This is a genomic window from Mucilaginibacter sp. P2_A4, from assembly GCF_056405015.1.
In genome coordinates, this window is sequence record NZ_JBFUCX010000008.1 from 86,292 (window position 1) to 101,287 (window position 14,996).

Here is a 14,996-nt window from a genome sequence, read left to right on the forward strand (position 1 = left end):
ATTTGATATTTACAATAAACCGTACTTTTAGCAAATGGATATAGCCAACTATTTAAGTGAACTGTTGGGCCAGCACGGCGAAATAAGCGTGCCAGGCCTGGGCTATTTTGTGCACGTACGTGTAAGTGCCACCTATAATGAGGCCGAGCGTAAATTTTATCCGCCCGGTTATAAAATACAATTTGATCCGCAAACACTTGAGGGCGATGATACCTTAACTCAGTACATTGCCGAAAAGAAAAAGATTTCGCTGGCTTCATCAAAGTACTTTACTGATAAATATATAACCGCTTTAAAACAAGAAGTTTCCCTGCAGGAAGTACCATTTGCCGACCTGGGCTGGTTTTATATGGATAAGGGCAAAATCGCCTTTAAATCGCAGGTAACCAATACCGATAATGCGCTTTTTTATGGTTATGAAGCCGTTAGCATAAAAAAATTAAACCAGCTGGCCGAACCCGAAGTACAAGCATCTACACCGGTACCACCACCAATACAGGAAGCTACCGCAGCTACTACAACAGAGCCTTTGCCACTTCCGCCACCAATAAGGGAGCTACAAGTGCCTGTTGCATCAGCTGATTTGCAGGAAGCAGAAGAATATGTTGAAGAGGAATCTGAGCCAAAACGCGGTATAAGCATCTGGGTCATTATTTCAATTATAGTAGTGGTTTTGGCGGCTGCATTATTCGGGGTTTACAGGTACAAACCCAGCCTGCTAAACTTTTCTAAAGGCGAAGAAATTCAACTACCCGTTGCGCCAAAGGCAACGCCGGTAGTTAAACCCGATACTGATACAGTAAAAAAAGCCAATACACCGATAGATAGCACAAAAGCAATTTCCCAACCCGATTCGGCGTTAAATAAGCCTGTGGCAAATACAGACACTGTCGCTAAACCTGTTTTCGTAATTTATGCGGGCTCATTTAAAACAGCAGCAAAAAGCGAGCTTTTTATAAAGGACCTGAAAGCAAGGGGAGTGGAAGCAAGAATATTAACTGGCCCGGGAACCGGCCAGCGTATTAAAGTTATTATTGGCAGTTTTGCCTCCTCTGCTGAAGCCGAAGCAGCAAGACAAAAATTAATTGATTCAAAAAAAATATACAAAGATTCATATTCTCAACAACTCACTAACACTCAGAAATGACTTTATTATTCATACAGCAAGTAACAGATACAGCAAAACATTTAGTAGATACCGCTAATCATACAGCCACACAGTTGGCACAACCTCCAGAGGAATTACGTTTTGGCGATCTGTTGATAAAGGGTGGTTGGGTAATGGTACCTATCGGGATACTGGCCGTACTGGGCCTGGTTATATTTTTCGAACGTTTTTTCACCATACGCAAAGCTTCACGAGACGAATCGAACCTGATGGTCCAGGTACGTTCAAGCATACACACTGGTAATTTAGAATCGGCCATTGCTATTTGCCGTAACAGCAATTCGCCTTTGGGCCGCATGCTGCAAAAAGGTTTGTTACGTATCGGTCGCCCTATAAAAGATATTGAAGGCGCTATTGAAAACGTTGGCAAGCTGGAAGTATCAAAGCTGGAAAAAAACATAGGGATATTGGGTATTGTAGCCGGTATTGCACCCATGTTTGGTTTCCTGGGTACCATTGCCGGGGTAATTAAAATATTTTATGATATTTCAAAAACAGATAACATCAGTATGGGCGTTATATCTGGAGGGTTATATGTAAAAATGGTAACGTCGGCCGCCGGTTTAATGGTGGGTATAGTTGCTTACGTTTGCTACCATATTTTAAATATGATGGTTGATAAGGTGATCCTGAAACTGGAAACCGATGCTATTGAATTTATTGACCTGTTAGAGGAGCCGAGCAAATGAATTTAAGAAAAAGACATAGAGGTGCATCGGCAGAGGTTCACACCTCGGCCATGAACGATATCATGTTCTTCCTGCTTTTGTTTTTCCTCATCGCGTCAACAGTTACAAACCCTAACGTTATAAAACTGGTATTGCCCAAATCATCAAGCGGGCAATCAGTATCAAAAAAAACAATAACAGTTTCGGTAACCAAGGATCTGAAATATTACGTTGATAAAAAAGAAATACCGGTAGATGCCCTGCAAACTACCCTTTCGGGTTATAAAACACTGGCAACAGAACTTACCATTGTTTTATATGTTGATAAAACAGTAGCCATACAGGATGTGGTACAGGTAATGGATATAGCACAAAAATTAAACATCAAACTGGTTCTGGCAACAGAGCCGAAGGGATAGAAAGTATCAAGTAGTTAGTATCAAGTATCAAGATTTTCATGAGCTTACAATCAATTATTGCAGCCGCCCTGATACTTGACCCTATACTAACAAAGACGCTGTCTTGATACTTGATACTAAATACTTGATACAGAAAATGGAATACAGGGAAGAAAATAACTATCCGAAAGCGTTTTTAGCAACAGGCATAATCATGACTGTGTTGATAGCCGCGTGTTATTTTATCGTGTTTCAAAACCCACCCAAAACCGAGGATGGTACCGGTGGCATATTGGTAAATTACGGCACGGTTGATGAAGGTATGGGTAGCGACTATATGAGCACCGAAGAGCCTTCTGTAGCCGAAAAAGCAAACCATACCAAACCGGATAAGGTTACCCCCGAAAAACCAACGGAAGAAAAACCGCAGCCAGAAAGCAGCGACAAAGCTGTTGTAACTCAAAATAACGAAGATGCCCCTGAAGTGGCGACTCCGACCAAAAAGCCTACCAATACGGTAACCGCGGCCCAGCCTACAAAAACTGTAACTAAACCTGTAGTAAACCAAAACGCGCTATATAAAGGCAAAGCAACCACAGGTACCGGTGAAGGCGACGGAACAGGCGCCAAACCCGGCAACCAGGGCAAGCCAACCGGGACAACCTTAACCAATAACTATAACGGAACAGGATCTGGCAACGGTGGTAACCTCAATATGTCACAACGTAGCTTTGTAAGCCGTCCTGCTGTGAGTGATGATAACCGCCAAAGCGGCAAGATTATGGTTGATATCAGGGTTGATAAAGATGGCAACGTGGTTTATGCACGTGCCGGCGCGCGCGGTACAACCATTTCTGATGCAGCGCTGCTCCAGAAATGCGAAGATGCCGTTAAAAATTCCAAGCTTAATCCGCTCGACTCCGCACCAGAAACACAGGTAGGTACTGTTGTATTTGTATTTAAGGTGAATTAATAGTCATCCGTTTGCAGTAGGTAGTTTGCAGTTTGCACAGTCAATTAATAGCTTTGCATTTTTAATTAACAATAGTTGCCGCTGAACTCACTAACATCAACTGCCAACTGAAAACTGCCAACCTCCCAAATGGACTATAACGATACCATCCAATACCTTTACACCCAACTCCCCATGTTTACCCGGGACGGGGCTTCGGCATTTAAAGCTGATTTAAATAATACCATTGAGCTTTGTAAACGTTTAGGCAATCCGCAGCATCGGTTTAAAAGTGTACATGTTGGCGGCACCAATGGCAAAGGTTCCACATCACATATGCTTGCCGCTATTTTACAAACCGCGGGCTATAAAACGGGTTTATATACATCGCCACATTTAAAAGATTTCAGAGAACGGATCCGCATAAACGGGCAGATGATCAGCGAGCAAACGGTGATTGATTTTGTTGCCGCCCACAAAAATGATTTTGATGAGATAGCTCCATCCTTTTTTGAAATGACCGTGGGCCTGGCTTTTGAAATCTTCGCTAATGAAAAAGTAGACATTGCCGTTATTGAGGTTGGCCTTGGTGGCCGGTTGGATTCCACCAATATCATCACTCCCCTGTTATCAGTAATTACCAATATCGGCTGGGACCACATGAACCTTTTGGGCGATACGCTACAACTCATCGCATCAGAAAAAGCCGGCATCATTAAGCCGGGCATCCCAGTAGTTATTGGCGAAAATCAGCCCGAAACAGCTCAGGTATTTATTGATAAAGCGGCAAAGGAAGTGACTGATATTTTGTTTGCATCTGATGTTTGGGAGGTTGAAAAATCAAACACCAAAAGTCAAGATTCAAAAAACGACTTGCTTGAGTTAAATGTTATAAAAAACTCACCACTCACCACTCACCATTCACCACTCACCATTCATCTCGACCTTACTGGCTCTTATCAGCTTAAAAATGTAAAAACGGTTTTATCTGCTGTTGAAGAATTGCGTTCGCAGGGATTCAATATCAGTGATGACCATATTCGAACAGCCTTATCACAGGTAAAAACCTTAACCGGCTTACATGGTCGTTGGGAAACATTGAGCCAACACCCACTTACCATTTGCGATACAGGGCATAACCCCGATGGCATTGAGGAAGTAATGAAAAACATTGCTGCTGTTGACTACCAGCACCTCCATTTTGTAATCGGTATGGTGAATGATAAGGATATTACCAAAGTATTAGCCATGTTGCCCAAAGATGCTACCTACTATTTCTGCAAACCAGATATTCCCCGTGGGCTGGAAGCCGAAAGCTTAAAGCTTAAAGCCGAAAGCTTTAATTTGCACGGGGAGGCTTACCCTTCGGTAAAGCAAGCCCTGCAATCAGCGCAACACAATGCCGGTAAAAATGACCTGATTTTTGTGGGGGGAAGTACTTTTGTGGTGGCAGAGGTTGTATGATTTAGATTATCTGAACAGGAGTGATAAACAGATCGTCATTGCGAGGAACGAAGCAATCTCTAAGCTCTACAGAGGGGACTATACAAGTTCGACCTGCCTATGTAGAGATTGCTTCGTACCTCGCAGCAATGACGCGTGGAAAATTCTGTTAATTCTCAAATTCTGTAAATTCTGATTCAGACTATTCAACCTTCCTCCACACCACCTCCCCCGTTACAGCACCTCCTGTAGTTGGCGCAGGCACACTATACTTAAAAATATTACCAATAAGGGTAAACGGCCTTTTCTGTTTTGTCCCCTCCCAGTTAGGGAATGAGGCATGCTGAATATTAAAGGTGATAGTTCCATTAGCCTCATCAACGGCATATGTGCCAAAATGGGCATTACTGCCTTTTACTGCAGCACGGTTCTCCTCATCGGTGCCTTTACTTTTATCATTGGCAGCAAACTTTTGTCGCCCCTGGCTAAAGATCTGTAAGGCATAATGACCTTGCCCATCAAATATCAATAAGCCTTGCGGGGCATCCCCATATAAATGAACCCGGCTGCCATCAGCAAGAATGTTATCTACGGCAACCAATGCATAAGTCCCGGTTAGTTTGGTTTCCTTTTTTTGAGCCGATCCCAGCAGGCTACTCATTACACAAAATATGATTATCAGGTTGGTTTTCATGTATCAAAGTTATATTTGTGCTGTACCTTTATCAAGTAGGCACAAAAAAGTAACCCGGTCACTTAAAAGTTACCAACCTGTAAATCAGCTATATTATTTTTGACTAACAGATAAAAAAATGAAAAGACAGCTGCCCAAATGTGGAATAGACTACGCCTTTCAACGTATAGGCGGTAAATATAAAGGTCGCATTTTATGGCGATTACGAACTGGCATCCTGCGATATGGCGAATTGCGTAAAACAGTTACCGGCGTTACCCCAAAAATGCTTACCCAGGCATTAAGAGAACTGGAAGACGATGGCTTGCTCACCCGCAAAGTTTACGTGGAAGTACCACCCAAAGTTGAATATGAACTTACCGAAACCGGCAGGGAATTGCTCCCCTTTTTATCCTTATTAAGAGATTGGGCCAAACAGCAAATGCTGACTAATAATGTGGAAGCTATGCCATAAAACCAGCAATCATCACAAAATATTTACTTCGGTTATCTATATAAAATTCTATTTTTACGAACATTAAAAACCAAACTATTCTTACCTTTTATATATGACATACGTTCCATCTGCAGATAGGTATCAAAAAATGCAATATCGCCGTTGTGGTAACAGCGGTATCAAATTACCGGCCATTTCGCTGGGTTTATGGCACAATTTCGGGCATGTTGATGTTACCGAAAACTACCGTAAAATTTTACATCTCGCTTTTGATAGCGGCATTACCCATTTCGATCTGGCAAACAATTACGGTCCGCCTCCGGGCTCAGCCGAGGAAAATTTCGGTCGTATTTTAAAAGAAGATTTCCGTGGTTATCGCGATGAAATGATCATCAGCAGTAAAGCCGGCTACACCATGTGGGACGGCCCTTACGGCGATTGGGGTTCAAAAAAATACCTGGTTGCCAGTTTAGATCAAAGTTTAAAACGTATGGAGCTGGATTATGTAGATATTTTTTATCACCACCGCCCGGATCCCGAAACACCGCTTGAAGAAACCATGGCAGCGCTTGACCTCATCGTTCGCCAGGGTAAGGCTTTATACGCTGGTATCTCCAACTATCCTGCCGAAGAAGCTGCAAAAGCTATCAAAATATTAAAAGACTTAGGTACGCCATGCCTTATCCATCAGCCCAAATACTCTATGTTTGAGCGTTGGGTTGAAGGTGGTTTAATGGATGTATTGGGTAATGAAGGTGTTGGCTGTATCCCATTCTCGCCATTGGCGCAGGGATTACTAACCAACAAATACCTGCATGGTATCCCTGAAGATTCCAGAGCGGCAAAGGCAACCGGATTTTTACAGGTAAACCAGATAACCGAAGAAAGGCTAAGCCAGATAAAACGCCTTAATGACCTTGCACTGCAACGCGGCCAAACACTTGCCCAAATGGCATTAGCCTGGTTATTAAAAGATAACAGGGTTACATCGGTACTGATTGGTGCAAGCCGCGCCGAGCAACTGGCCGATTCATTAAAGGCTTTGGATAATATTGCTTTTTCTGCTGATGAACTGGCGCAGATAGAGGTGATATTGGCTTAGGCCCCCCGGCCCCCTAAAGGGGGAGCAGAAATGCAGTTGCGATACGATATTGAATTTATTAAATTTTAATTTTAAAAGTCTCCCCCTTTAGGGGGAGATTTAGAGGGGGCTTCTATATATGGCTACTATCAATTGGGGCATTATTGGTTGCGGCGATGTAACCGAAAAAAAAAGCGGACCGGCATTTAAAAAAATTGCGGATAGCGATCTTATTGCCGTAATGCGCCGTGATGCCGCCAAAGCTGCCGACTACGCCAGCAGGCACGGGGTGAGCAAATGGTATAATGACGCGGATGCAATGATGAGCGATGCGGATATAAATGCCATTTACATTGCCACTCCCCCATCATCGCACCTGGATTATGCTTTAAGTGCTTTGCAAAAAGGGTTTAATGTATATGTAGAAAAACCGGTTACCCGTAATGCCGCCGAGGCGCGTGCCATGGCTGATGCGGTGAGGCAAGGCAACTCTAAACTAACAGTGGCCCATTACCGCCGGGCAGTACCCATGTTCTTGGCCGTAAAAAAGCTGTTGGATGAGCAAAAAATTGGCGATGTGCGTACCGTACAGATCAGGATGTGGCAAAGTCGCAAGCCTAAACTCATTGCCGATGTTGAAACCAACTGGCGGGTACTTCCTGAATTCTCTGGCGGTGGGTATTTTCATGACCTTGCCCCTCATCAGCTCGATTTGATGTTGTTTTATTTTGGTGAGCCGGAGAAATATCATGGCTTCTCGCTTAATCAATCAGCCTCCACCCCGGCCGACGATCATGTTTGCGGACAGATTTTATTTAAAAACAAGGTAGTGGTCAACGGCTCCTGGTGTTTTAACGTTGCCGAAAATGTGGCCACCGATACCTGCGAAATCATCGGCACAAAAGGGAAGATCACCTTCCCCTTCTTTGGCAATTATATAAACTGGAAAACCGACACAGAGGACGAAACTATAACGTTTCAGCATCCGCAGCATATACAGCAGCCAATGATAGAAAAGATTGTGGCTTACTTTAAAAATGAAGGCCCCAACCCCTGCTCTATTGACGAGGCCGTTGTATTAATGGATATTTTGGATGCCTTTACAAAAACTAATTGAACGGTTTTTCCTTATTAGTAAACATCCATGAAATTCTGCGTTTGGAATTCCGTTGGTTTAATTAATCCCGTAAAAACAAAAATGAAGACGACTTTAATACTTTTAGTAGCACTAACTGCTTTTAGCTTAACTACAAGGGCACAAAAATTTGATGTGCCCATGAACTATGTTCTACAAACCGATGCCGACTTTGCCATGTACGAACCACAGGTAATAACCACGGCCGATTGGCTGCAACAAACCGGCTGGAAAGACAAAAGAGATAAAAGACGGGTAGCCCGCTTGTTTATCCTGGCCTGGGTGCAGGGAGCTCATAACGTTTCCATAACCATCAACAAAGCAGTTAATGACCTGTCAGATCAAAACCCCGAGCTGTTATTTACCTACACCTCGCAATATGCCAAATTTGCCATACAACATAAAACCAACTTTGACAAAAACACAGCCAACCTGGTAGCATTAAGAGCCATGATAGCCAAATACAACATCGAAGAATCGCACAAAAAAGATGATGATGTAGAGAAGCTGATTGAAATTAATAAAGAAGGCAATTTAGCCAGCTGGATAACTACTGATTTTAAATAGATTTTTAAACAAAGCCATTGTATAGATGCAAGGAAATCGCGTCTTTACAATGGCTTTTCCCTTTTCTATAGTCAGAGCGTTCGATATTCAAAAACGAACGTCGTGCCGTCCGTCGGCTGACGGATCGGCATCCCACAGGACATTCTCGCTTGCAATGTCTCCGCCTTGCCTGTTGCAGAATTATCCCGTATTACCCTTCCCGGGTTTGTGCAGATTTACAAAGCTCACTACAAAATAAAAGGATAAATTTTGTTGATCAATATTTTTGTATCTTCAAACATCTGATATGAATATTCGTTACCCATATCAAAAAACAGAATATAACCTCTACCATATGCCGGCAAAGAAACTTATAGCCCCTTTTTACGAACGTCTTGCACTTACTTTAATTGGTTTTTTAGCCCTCGGATACCTCATCATTGTAGGTAAAGATATTCTTGATCCGCTCATCTTTGGGTTCATATTTGCTATTTTACTGTTGCCGGTTTCCAATTTTTTAGAGAAAAAACTACGCTTGCCACGCAGTATGTCGTCCCTGGTATCCATACTTTTAATGGTAGCTTTGGTAGGTTCCATATTGTACCTGGTAGGCTCGCAGATCTCCAATTTAGCCAACGACTGGCCAATGCTTAAAAACCAGGTTATCCAATCGCTACATGATCTGCAGGAGTGGATACAATCAGCTATCCACATAAATGCCAGCAGTCAACTAAAGTATGTTAACGATGCATCTAAAAAAATCATGGCATCGGGCACCGATGTGGTGGGTACAACCTTCGGGGCCATATCATCACTCATGATATTTTATGTATTTATCCTCATATTTACCTTTTTCATATTGCTTTACAGACGCTTGCTGCTCCGTTTTATCATCTGGGTTTTCAGAGACGAAAACTCGCACGTGGTGATGGATATTGTAGAGAACATTCAAAGCATCTTAAGACAATACATACTGGGCTTACTGCTTGAAATGGCAATTGTGGCCAGCGTGGCTATTACCATTTTTTGGTGGATAGGTATAAAATATGCCGTATTACTTGGCATTATTGTAGGTTTATTTAACATTATACCTTATATAGGTATTTTTACCGCCTTATTACTTAGCGCTATTATCACCTTTGCAACCGGTAATATTGGCAAAACCATTACGGTTATAGTGAGTGTAATATCTATCCATGCTGTTGATGCTAACTTTCTATTGCCAACAATTGTAGGTTCAAAAGTACGGCTTAACGCGCTCATCTCATTCATTGGCATTATAGTAGGCGAAATGGTCTGGGGACTTTCGGGCATGTTTCTTTCCATTCCGGTGATCGCTATTTTTAAAATTATTTTTGACAGGATAGAAAGTCTTAAGCCCTGGGGTTACCTGTTGGGCGGTGATAATGAGGACAACAAAGTGGCAGTCCCCAAAATCGAAGTCGAGTAAATTACTTTTTTTTTAAAATTGATCTGCTCATTTTAACTGTTTGCAATTTATTTTAAATTTGTATCATAAAGATACCCCTTTAAAATAATGCAAATTGTTAGTAATAACCTGCGCCCGGTTTACAGGTGCAAAAAGTGTAAGCAAGCCCTTACTACCAGGCGTAAGCGTGGCCCCGTTTTTAAAATTTTTCTGTTTTGGCTCCCTATAAAAAAATTCTTTTGCGAGCGATGCCTGGCCACCAGGTATCATTTTTGAAACACTTATTTTATTTTGCTTAATTGATGGGTATATCATTAATTTAGTGCTTTAACAATTGTTTTATAATGGCAATTGAAAAACTACCGTTAATGACCCGTAAGCATACCTCACTAATTATTGTCATATTTCTTTTACTGCCTTTTTTTACATTGGCGCAGGTCAAAAGTACTGCTGCCTTTAGGTTGGTGCCCCTGGGCGTTTGGGGTGGTATCGACGAAAGCAACCTATCGGCCTACATGCTGGCCGCCAATGGAACCAATAATTATATCTGTTTAGATGCCGGCACCCTGCACTACGGCATTAAAAAAGCCATTGAAAATAAGGCTTTTACCGCACCGTCAGAAACCGTATTGAGGCAATACATCAAAGGATATTTTATATCGCACGCCCATCTCGATCACCTCGCCGGATTGATCATTAATTCGCCAGATGACAGTACCAAAAATATCTACGGCTTACAAAGCACGCTCGAAACCCTAAAAACACATTATTTTACCTGGGCAAGCTGGGCCAACTTTGCCGATCAGGGCGAAACCCCGGCGTTAAAAAAATTCCATTACCAGGTGCTTAATCCCGGTAACGAAACCGCCATAGAGAATACTGATATGAAGGTGCAGGCATTCCCCCTTAGCCACTCAAACCTTACCAGCACCGCCTTTTTAGTACACAGTAACAATGCTTATGTTTTATATCTGGGAGATACCGGTCCCGACGAAATAGAAAAAAGCCAAAACCTGCAAAACCTTTGGCAGGCCATTACTCCCCTTATTAAAAACAAACAGTTAAAAGCTATTTTAATAGAAGTATCTTTCCCTAATGAGCAGCCCGATAAAACACTGTTTGGTCACCTTACACCCAATTGGCTCATGGTGGAAATGAATAAGCTGGCCGCCTTAACCGGTAAACAGGAATTAAAGGGATTAAACATAGTTGTTACCCACCTAAAACCACCGGTTAAAAACATGAGTAAAATAAAAGCACAGCTCAGGGCACAAAATAAATTGCAATTAAACCTGATTTATCCTGAACAGGGCAAACCTTTAACTTTTTAATTATCAGCCAAAAACCAAACCAAATACATGAAAAACATCTTAAAAAACAGCTTGCTGTTTTGCTTCCTTTTAAGCGTAAGCAGCTCTTATGCGCAACAGGGCAAGGTAATTGAGGAACAAACTGTTAAAAGTAAAATTCTTAAACGTAATGTAAAGTTCACCATTTACTTACCTGCCGATTATGAAAGCGCCAACCGTACTTACCCGGTTGTATATCTTTTACATGGCTATACTGATGATAATACCGGCTGGCTGCAGTTTGGAGAGATAAACCGTTATGCCGATAAAGCCATTGCCGATGGTACCATCCCGCCGATGATCATCGTGATGCCTAATGCCGATTCGAGCTGGTACATTAACTCTTATGATGGTAAGGAAAAATACGAGGACTTTTTCATTAAAGAATTTATGCCGCATATTGAACAAGCCTATCGCATAAAAACCGAAAAACAATACCGTGGCGTTGCTGGCCTTTCAATGGGTGGTTATGGCACCCTTATATATGCTATTAAATACCCTCAGTTGTTTTCGGCTGCGGCTGCTTTAAGCGCGGCCGTATTACCTGGTGATCAGATGATCGGCCAGGCTGATGAGAATTATGAAAAAGTTTTTGGTCAATTGTATGGCCGCGGATTAAAGGGAAAAGACCGGATAAACAAGGCATGGGAAGCTAATTCAGTTTTAGACCTGGTGCAAAACAAAACGGCAGAAGACTTAAGCAAAGTGCGCTACTGGATAGATTGCGGCGACGATGATTTTTTAACCAAAGGAAACTGCCTGCTGCATATCGCCCTTACCGAAAAGAAAGTGCCGCACGAATTTCGTATCCGCGACGGTGCCCATAACTGGACCTATTGGCGCACCGGCATCACCAACGCGCTTATTTTTATGGGTGATAGCTTTAGGCAGAAGTAAGCTGCGATTGCAGATATGCAGATTTCAAATGTGCAGATTATAGATGTACGGATTATTAATGTTTTTGATATTATTTACTTGATACCTGGATATGGCACAAGATTTTGAATTATCGTTTTCTGCGGATATTCTCGGGAAGTTATCGGGTGGTGAAATTTCCGTTGAACAGTTTTTGAATCAGGTGTTTGAGGATAAAAAAAATCATACTAACCTATGCCGGAGCCTTGCAGCCTACTTTTATGACGAAGGCGGAGCGCCGGAGGTGCGGGAGTTTGATATAGTTCAGGCAACCTTTAATGCTGATAATTTAAACGGGGCATTTAAATGCGAGTTTAAGGTTTATTACTTTTTTACCTGCAGCGATATTAAAAACGACAAACACGAAAACATCACCTGGAAATTTAAAATTGATGCTACCCTTTTTAACATAGCTCTTGTTGGCGAAGAACCCTGGGTAAGGGACGCCGACTGAGGTTAGATATGCAGATATGCGAATTTTAAATTAAATGTGCTGGTGATAACTACTAATGCAATAAATACGGCTCCTAACTAAAATATTTACAAATGAAAAAACTTATCTTAATCTGCCTTTTTCTATCCGCGTCAACCGCGTTTGCGCAGCACATTCCGGTTGGTAAAGTAATTGAAGAGCAAAACGTTAAAAGCGATATTTTAGGGCATAATGTAAAATATGCCATTTACCTGCCCGCAGATTACGAGTCATCAAACCGAAACTACCCGGTAGTATACCTCCTGCACGGCTATGGTGACGATCAAACCGGCTGGTTACAGTTTGGCGAGGTTAACCGCTATGCCGATAAAGCCATTGCCGAAGGTAAAATACCACCGATGATTATTGTGATGCCGGATGCAAAGGCTACATTTTATATCAACTCCTACGATGGCAAACAAAACTATGAGGATTTCTTTTTCAAAGAGTTTATCCCAACTGTTGAAAAGGAGTACCGCATTAAAACAAGCAAAAAATACCGTGCCGTTGCGGGGCTATCCATGGGTGGCTATGGTACACTAATTTACAGCATAAAACACCCGGATATGTTCTCGGCAGCGGCAGCCTTTAGCGCCGCAGTACGCAGCGATGAGGATTTTGCTGCCATACCCGATGCCCGCTGGACAGAAGTATACAGCAAAATATTCGGTCCGAACCTTAAAGGTACCGAACGGTTGAATGATACCTGGAAAGCAAATTCCATATTGGGTTTGGTACAAAGCAAAACTACCGATGATTTGAAAGATGTACGTTACTGGATAGATTGCGGTGACGACGACGCTTTAAGCAAAGGAAATTCACTGCTGCACATTGCATTAATGGAAAAGAAAGTGCCTCATGAGTTCCGCATCCGCGATGGTGCCCACACCTGGACCTACTGGCGAACCGGCATTACCGACGCCCTGGAGTTTATAGGCGATAGTTTCAGGCAAAAATAAGATGTGCAGATGGAAAAAAGATGTGCAGATTTCAAATGTGCAGATATGCAGATTTTAGATCTGCACATTCAATCCCTTCAGGGTCTCTCGCAGAGGACCCTGAGGAGCCATGTAGTTAGAATTGCATTTATACCCAACAAGCGCCCTCAGGGCCTCTCCAATGCTATTAAGTTAATGAGTTTCTCCCCCAGCGGGGGAATAGCTTTGTAGCAAAAAAGCAAAAATGAACCTCCGTGCCAGAGGTACGGAACCTTAGGTAGCGTACCTCTGGCACGCAAAAGACAATTTATTTATGTTTTTCTACAAAGCTTTTGCTCCTCTAGAGCAACCCATCACTCTCCTAACTTCATAACATTGAGGGTCTCTCGCAGAGGACCCTGAGGAGCCATGTAGTTAGGATTGCATTTATACCCAACAAGCGCCCTCAGGGTCTCTTTTCAAGGAGACCCTGAGGGGACGAAAATCATCATCTGAAATCTGCACATCTAAATTTGCACATCTGCATATCTGCACATCTAAAATCTGCACATTCAGTCCCCTCAGGGTCTCTCGCAGAGGACCCTGAGGAGCCATGTAGCTAGAATTGCATTTATACCCAACAAGCGCCCTCAGGGTCCCTTTTCAAGGAGACCCTGAGGGGACGAAAAGATGGGTCCACAAACCAACATTAGCCTGAGGGAGTTCGAAAGCTAAAAAGCGGGCATCACGCCGATTAATTTAAAGCATAAAATCATCATCTGAAATCTGCACATCTAAAATCTGCACATCTGCACATCCGCACATCCGCAGCTTACTGATCACTTAACAGATCGATGCAATTTTTCTTTAGCGACTCCATACGTGCGGGTAGCGTATCGATGGCCTTTTCATCATGTAAATTTTTGTAAAGCACCTTAATAATCGTGAGTGTATTATCATCTGGCTCGCAGGCCTGGGCTTTTTCAAGGTGGGGCAGGGCGTTTTTTGCTTTGGTAATGTAGGCAATATCAACCACCGTTTGTTTGCCCTGCATATCTTTAAGATACAGGTAACCCAATGCGCGGTGCGCTATATAATAATTCGGCTGGGCGGCTATAACCAATTGATAGTACTTAATGGCCTTTATACTTTGATTATCCTCCTCATATAATTTAGCCAGGAAATTATAAAAACTGGTGCGTACCTTTTGTGTTAGTTTGGCTGTATCGGGCAGAATTTTATCGGCAAGGGTCATTGCTCTGTCCGCATCCGCGTTCAGCCTGGCTTCGTTAAAATCAATATAGGTATTGTAAACCTCATCGGCAGTTTGCGCGTGCGCTAAAGCACTTATGCCAACTATTAAAACCAATAAAAATATCTTCCTGATCATTTC

Annotated in this window: 17 protein-coding genes; 14 read left to right on the forward strand and 3 right to left on the reverse strand. The window is 42.5% G+C overall.

What is annotated here, in order from left to right:
* The first annotated feature begins 34 nt into the window (after positions 1–34).
* The 5 genes from AC1DYB_RS15845 to AC1DYB_RS15865 all read left to right on the forward strand — a co-directional run bounded on the left by AC1DYB_RS15845 (position 35) and on the right by AC1DYB_RS15865 (position 4,650).
* Positions 35–1,147, forward strand: coding sequence for an HU domain-containing protein (locus tag AC1DYB_RS15845; RefSeq protein WP_477436343.1), 1,113 nt, complete (start codon positions 35–37; stop codon positions 1,145–1,147).
* The gene (locus tag AC1DYB_RS15850; RefSeq protein ID WP_295717314.1) at positions 1,144–1,857 is read left to right on the forward strand and encodes a MotA/TolQ/ExbB proton channel family protein; all 714 of its coding nucleotides are present in this window, start codon (positions 1,144–1,146) and stop codon (positions 1,855–1,857) included. The genes AC1DYB_RS15845 and AC1DYB_RS15850 overlap by 4 nt, the downstream gene beginning before the upstream one ends.
* Positions 1,854–2,255 (forward strand): ExbD/TolR family protein, encoded by a 402-nt coding sequence (locus AC1DYB_RS15855; RefSeq protein ID WP_477398387.1) that lies wholly within the window; start codon positions 1,854–1,856, stop codon positions 2,253–2,255. The genes AC1DYB_RS15850 and AC1DYB_RS15855 overlap by 4 nt, the downstream gene beginning before the upstream one ends.
* Positions 2,256–2,391: 136 nt before the next feature.
* Positions 2,392–3,207: an energy transducer TonB gene (locus AC1DYB_RS15860; protein ID WP_295717318.1), complete on the forward strand. Its 816-nt coding sequence runs from the start codon at positions 2,392–2,394 to the stop codon at positions 3,205–3,207.
* Positions 3,208–3,336: 129 nt separating this feature from the next.
* On the forward strand, positions 3,337–4,650 hold the full coding sequence (locus AC1DYB_RS15865; RefSeq protein WP_477436345.1) for a bifunctional folylpolyglutamate synthase/dihydrofolate synthase: 1,314 nt from the start codon (positions 3,337–3,339) through the stop codon (positions 4,648–4,650).
* 181 nt (positions 4,651–4,831) lie between these two features.
* Here the strand turns inward: AC1DYB_RS15865 and AC1DYB_RS15870 are convergent, their stop codons facing one another.
* The gene (locus AC1DYB_RS15870; protein ID WP_477436347.1) at positions 4,832–5,323 is read right to left on the reverse strand and encodes a lipocalin-like domain-containing protein; all 492 of its coding nucleotides are present in this window, start codon (positions 5,321–5,323) and stop codon (positions 4,832–4,834) included.
* A gap of 118 nt (positions 5,324–5,441) precedes the next feature.
* On the opposite strand from AC1DYB_RS15870, the gene AC1DYB_RS15875 reads away from it, so the two are divergent.
* From AC1DYB_RS15875 to AC1DYB_RS15895, 5 genes are all read left to right on the forward strand, one after another.
* A complete protein-coding gene (locus AC1DYB_RS15875) occupies positions 5,442–5,777 on the forward strand; it encodes a winged helix-turn-helix transcriptional regulator (RefSeq protein ID WP_477396917.1) in 336 nt (111 codons plus the stop codon).
* A gap of 94 nt (positions 5,778–5,871) precedes the next feature.
* Positions 5,872–6,861 carry an L-glyceraldehyde 3-phosphate reductase gene (gene mgrA, locus AC1DYB_RS15880; protein WP_477436349.1) on the forward strand — a complete coding sequence of 330 codons (990 nt, stop codon included), beginning with the start codon at positions 5,872–5,874 and terminating at the stop codon, positions 6,859–6,861.
* Positions 6,862–6,979: 118 nt separating this feature from the next.
* Complete coding sequence (locus AC1DYB_RS15885; RefSeq protein ID WP_477436351.1) at positions 6,980–7,957, forward strand: Gfo/Idh/MocA family protein; 978 nt, start codon at positions 6,980–6,982, stop codon at positions 7,955–7,957.
* An 81-nt stretch (positions 7,958–8,038) separates the two neighbouring features.
* Positions 8,039–8,542, forward strand: a complete 504-nt coding sequence (locus AC1DYB_RS15890; protein WP_477436353.1) for a hypothetical protein — start codon at positions 8,039–8,041, stop codon at positions 8,540–8,542.
* A gap of 286 nt (positions 8,543–8,828) precedes the next feature.
* Entirely contained in the window at positions 8,829–9,971 is a 1,143-nt protein-coding gene (locus AC1DYB_RS15895) for an AI-2E family transporter (protein ID WP_295717334.1), read from the forward strand.
* Positions 9,972–10,034: 63 nt separating this feature from the next.
* Here the strand turns inward: AC1DYB_RS15895 and AC1DYB_RS15900 are convergent, their stop codons facing one another.
* Positions 10,035–10,265 (reverse strand): hypothetical protein, encoded by a 231-nt coding sequence (locus AC1DYB_RS15900; protein ID WP_477436355.1) that lies wholly within the window; start codon positions 10,263–10,265, stop codon positions 10,035–10,037.
* Between the two features lie 29 nt (positions 10,266–10,294).
* Between AC1DYB_RS15900 and AC1DYB_RS15905 the strand changes: the two genes are divergently transcribed.
* The 4 genes from AC1DYB_RS15905 to AC1DYB_RS15920 all read left to right on the forward strand — a co-directional run bounded on the left by AC1DYB_RS15905 (position 10,295) and on the right by AC1DYB_RS15920 (position 13,645).
* A complete protein-coding gene (locus tag AC1DYB_RS15905; protein ID WP_477436357.1) occupies positions 10,295–11,281 on the forward strand; it encodes an MBL fold metallo-hydrolase in 987 nt (328 codons plus the stop codon).
* 27 nt (positions 11,282–11,308) lie between these two features.
* Positions 11,309–12,196: an alpha/beta hydrolase gene (locus tag AC1DYB_RS15910; RefSeq protein ID WP_477436359.1), complete on the forward strand. Its 888-nt coding sequence runs from the start codon at positions 11,309–11,311 to the stop codon at positions 12,194–12,196.
* Between the two features lie 91 nt (positions 12,197–12,287).
* Positions 12,288–12,668 carry a hypothetical protein gene (locus tag AC1DYB_RS15915; RefSeq protein WP_477436361.1) on the forward strand — a complete coding sequence of 127 codons (381 nt, stop codon included), beginning with the start codon at positions 12,288–12,290 and terminating at the stop codon, positions 12,666–12,668.
* Between the two features lie 92 nt (positions 12,669–12,760).
* Positions 12,761–13,645, forward strand: coding sequence for an alpha/beta hydrolase (locus AC1DYB_RS15920; RefSeq protein ID WP_477396901.1), 885 nt, complete (start codon positions 12,761–12,763; stop codon positions 13,643–13,645).
* Between the two features lie 790 nt (positions 13,646–14,435).
* Here AC1DYB_RS15920 and AC1DYB_RS15925 read toward each other — a convergent pair.
* Positions 14,436–14,993, reverse strand: coding sequence for a hypothetical protein (locus tag AC1DYB_RS15925; RefSeq protein WP_477396899.1), 558 nt, complete (start codon positions 14,991–14,993; stop codon positions 14,436–14,438).
* Positions 14,994–14,996 lie beyond the last annotated feature (3 nt).

Bases quoted from the DNA above. Each gene is read 5' to 3' on its own strand.
- AC1DYB_RS15915 (WP_477436361.1), top strand. From the start codon at position 12,288: ATGGCACAAGATTTTGAATTATCGTTTTCTGCGGATATTCTCGGGAAG.
- AC1DYB_RS15855 (WP_477398387.1), top strand. From the start codon at position 1,854: ATGAATTTAAGAAAAAGACATAGAGGTGCATCGGCAGAGGTTCACACC.
- AC1DYB_RS15905 (WP_477436357.1), top strand. From the start codon at position 10,295: ATGGCAATTGAAAAACTACCGTTAATGACCCGTAAGCATACCTCACTA.
- AC1DYB_RS15890 (WP_477436353.1), top strand. From the start codon at position 8,039: ATGAAGACGACTTTAATACTTTTAGTAGCACTAACTGCTTTTAGCTTA.
- AC1DYB_RS15895 (WP_295717334.1), top strand. From the start codon at position 8,829: ATGAATATTCGTTACCCATATCAAAAAACAGAATATAACCTCTACCAT.
- AC1DYB_RS15900 (WP_477436355.1), bottom strand. From the start codon at position 10,265: ATGATATACCCATCAATTAAGCAAAATAAAATAAGTGTTTCAAAAATG.
- AC1DYB_RS15845 (WP_477436343.1), top strand. From the start codon at position 35: ATGGATATAGCCAACTATTTAAGTGAACTGTTGGGCCAGCACGGCGAA.
- mgrA (WP_477436349.1), top strand. From the start codon at position 5,872: ATGACATACGTTCCATCTGCAGATAGGTATCAAAAAATGCAATATCGC.
- AC1DYB_RS15920 (WP_477396901.1), top strand. From the start codon at position 12,761: ATGAAAAAACTTATCTTAATCTGCCTTTTTCTATCCGCGTCAACCGCG.
- AC1DYB_RS15885 (WP_477436351.1), top strand. From the start codon at position 6,980: ATGGCTACTATCAATTGGGGCATTATTGGTTGCGGCGATGTAACCGAA.
- AC1DYB_RS15870 (WP_477436347.1), bottom strand. From the start codon at position 5,323: ATGAAAACCAACCTGATAATCATATTTTGTGTAATGAGTAGCCTGCTG.
- AC1DYB_RS15850 (WP_295717314.1), top strand. From the start codon at position 1,144: ATGACTTTATTATTCATACAGCAAGTAACAGATACAGCAAAACATTTA.
- AC1DYB_RS15860 (WP_295717318.1), top strand. From the start codon at position 2,392: ATGGAATACAGGGAAGAAAATAACTATCCGAAAGCGTTTTTAGCAACA.
- AC1DYB_RS15865 (WP_477436345.1), top strand. From the start codon at position 3,337: ATGGACTATAACGATACCATCCAATACCTTTACACCCAACTCCCCATG.
- AC1DYB_RS15925 (WP_477396899.1), bottom strand. From the start codon at position 14,993: ATGATCAGGAAGATATTTTTATTGGTTTTAATAGTTGGCATAAGTGCT.
- AC1DYB_RS15910 (WP_477436359.1), top strand. From the start codon at position 11,309: ATGAAAAACATCTTAAAAAACAGCTTGCTGTTTTGCTTCCTTTTAAGC.
- AC1DYB_RS15875 (WP_477396917.1), top strand. From the start codon at position 5,442: ATGAAAAGACAGCTGCCCAAATGTGGAATAGACTACGCCTTTCAACGT.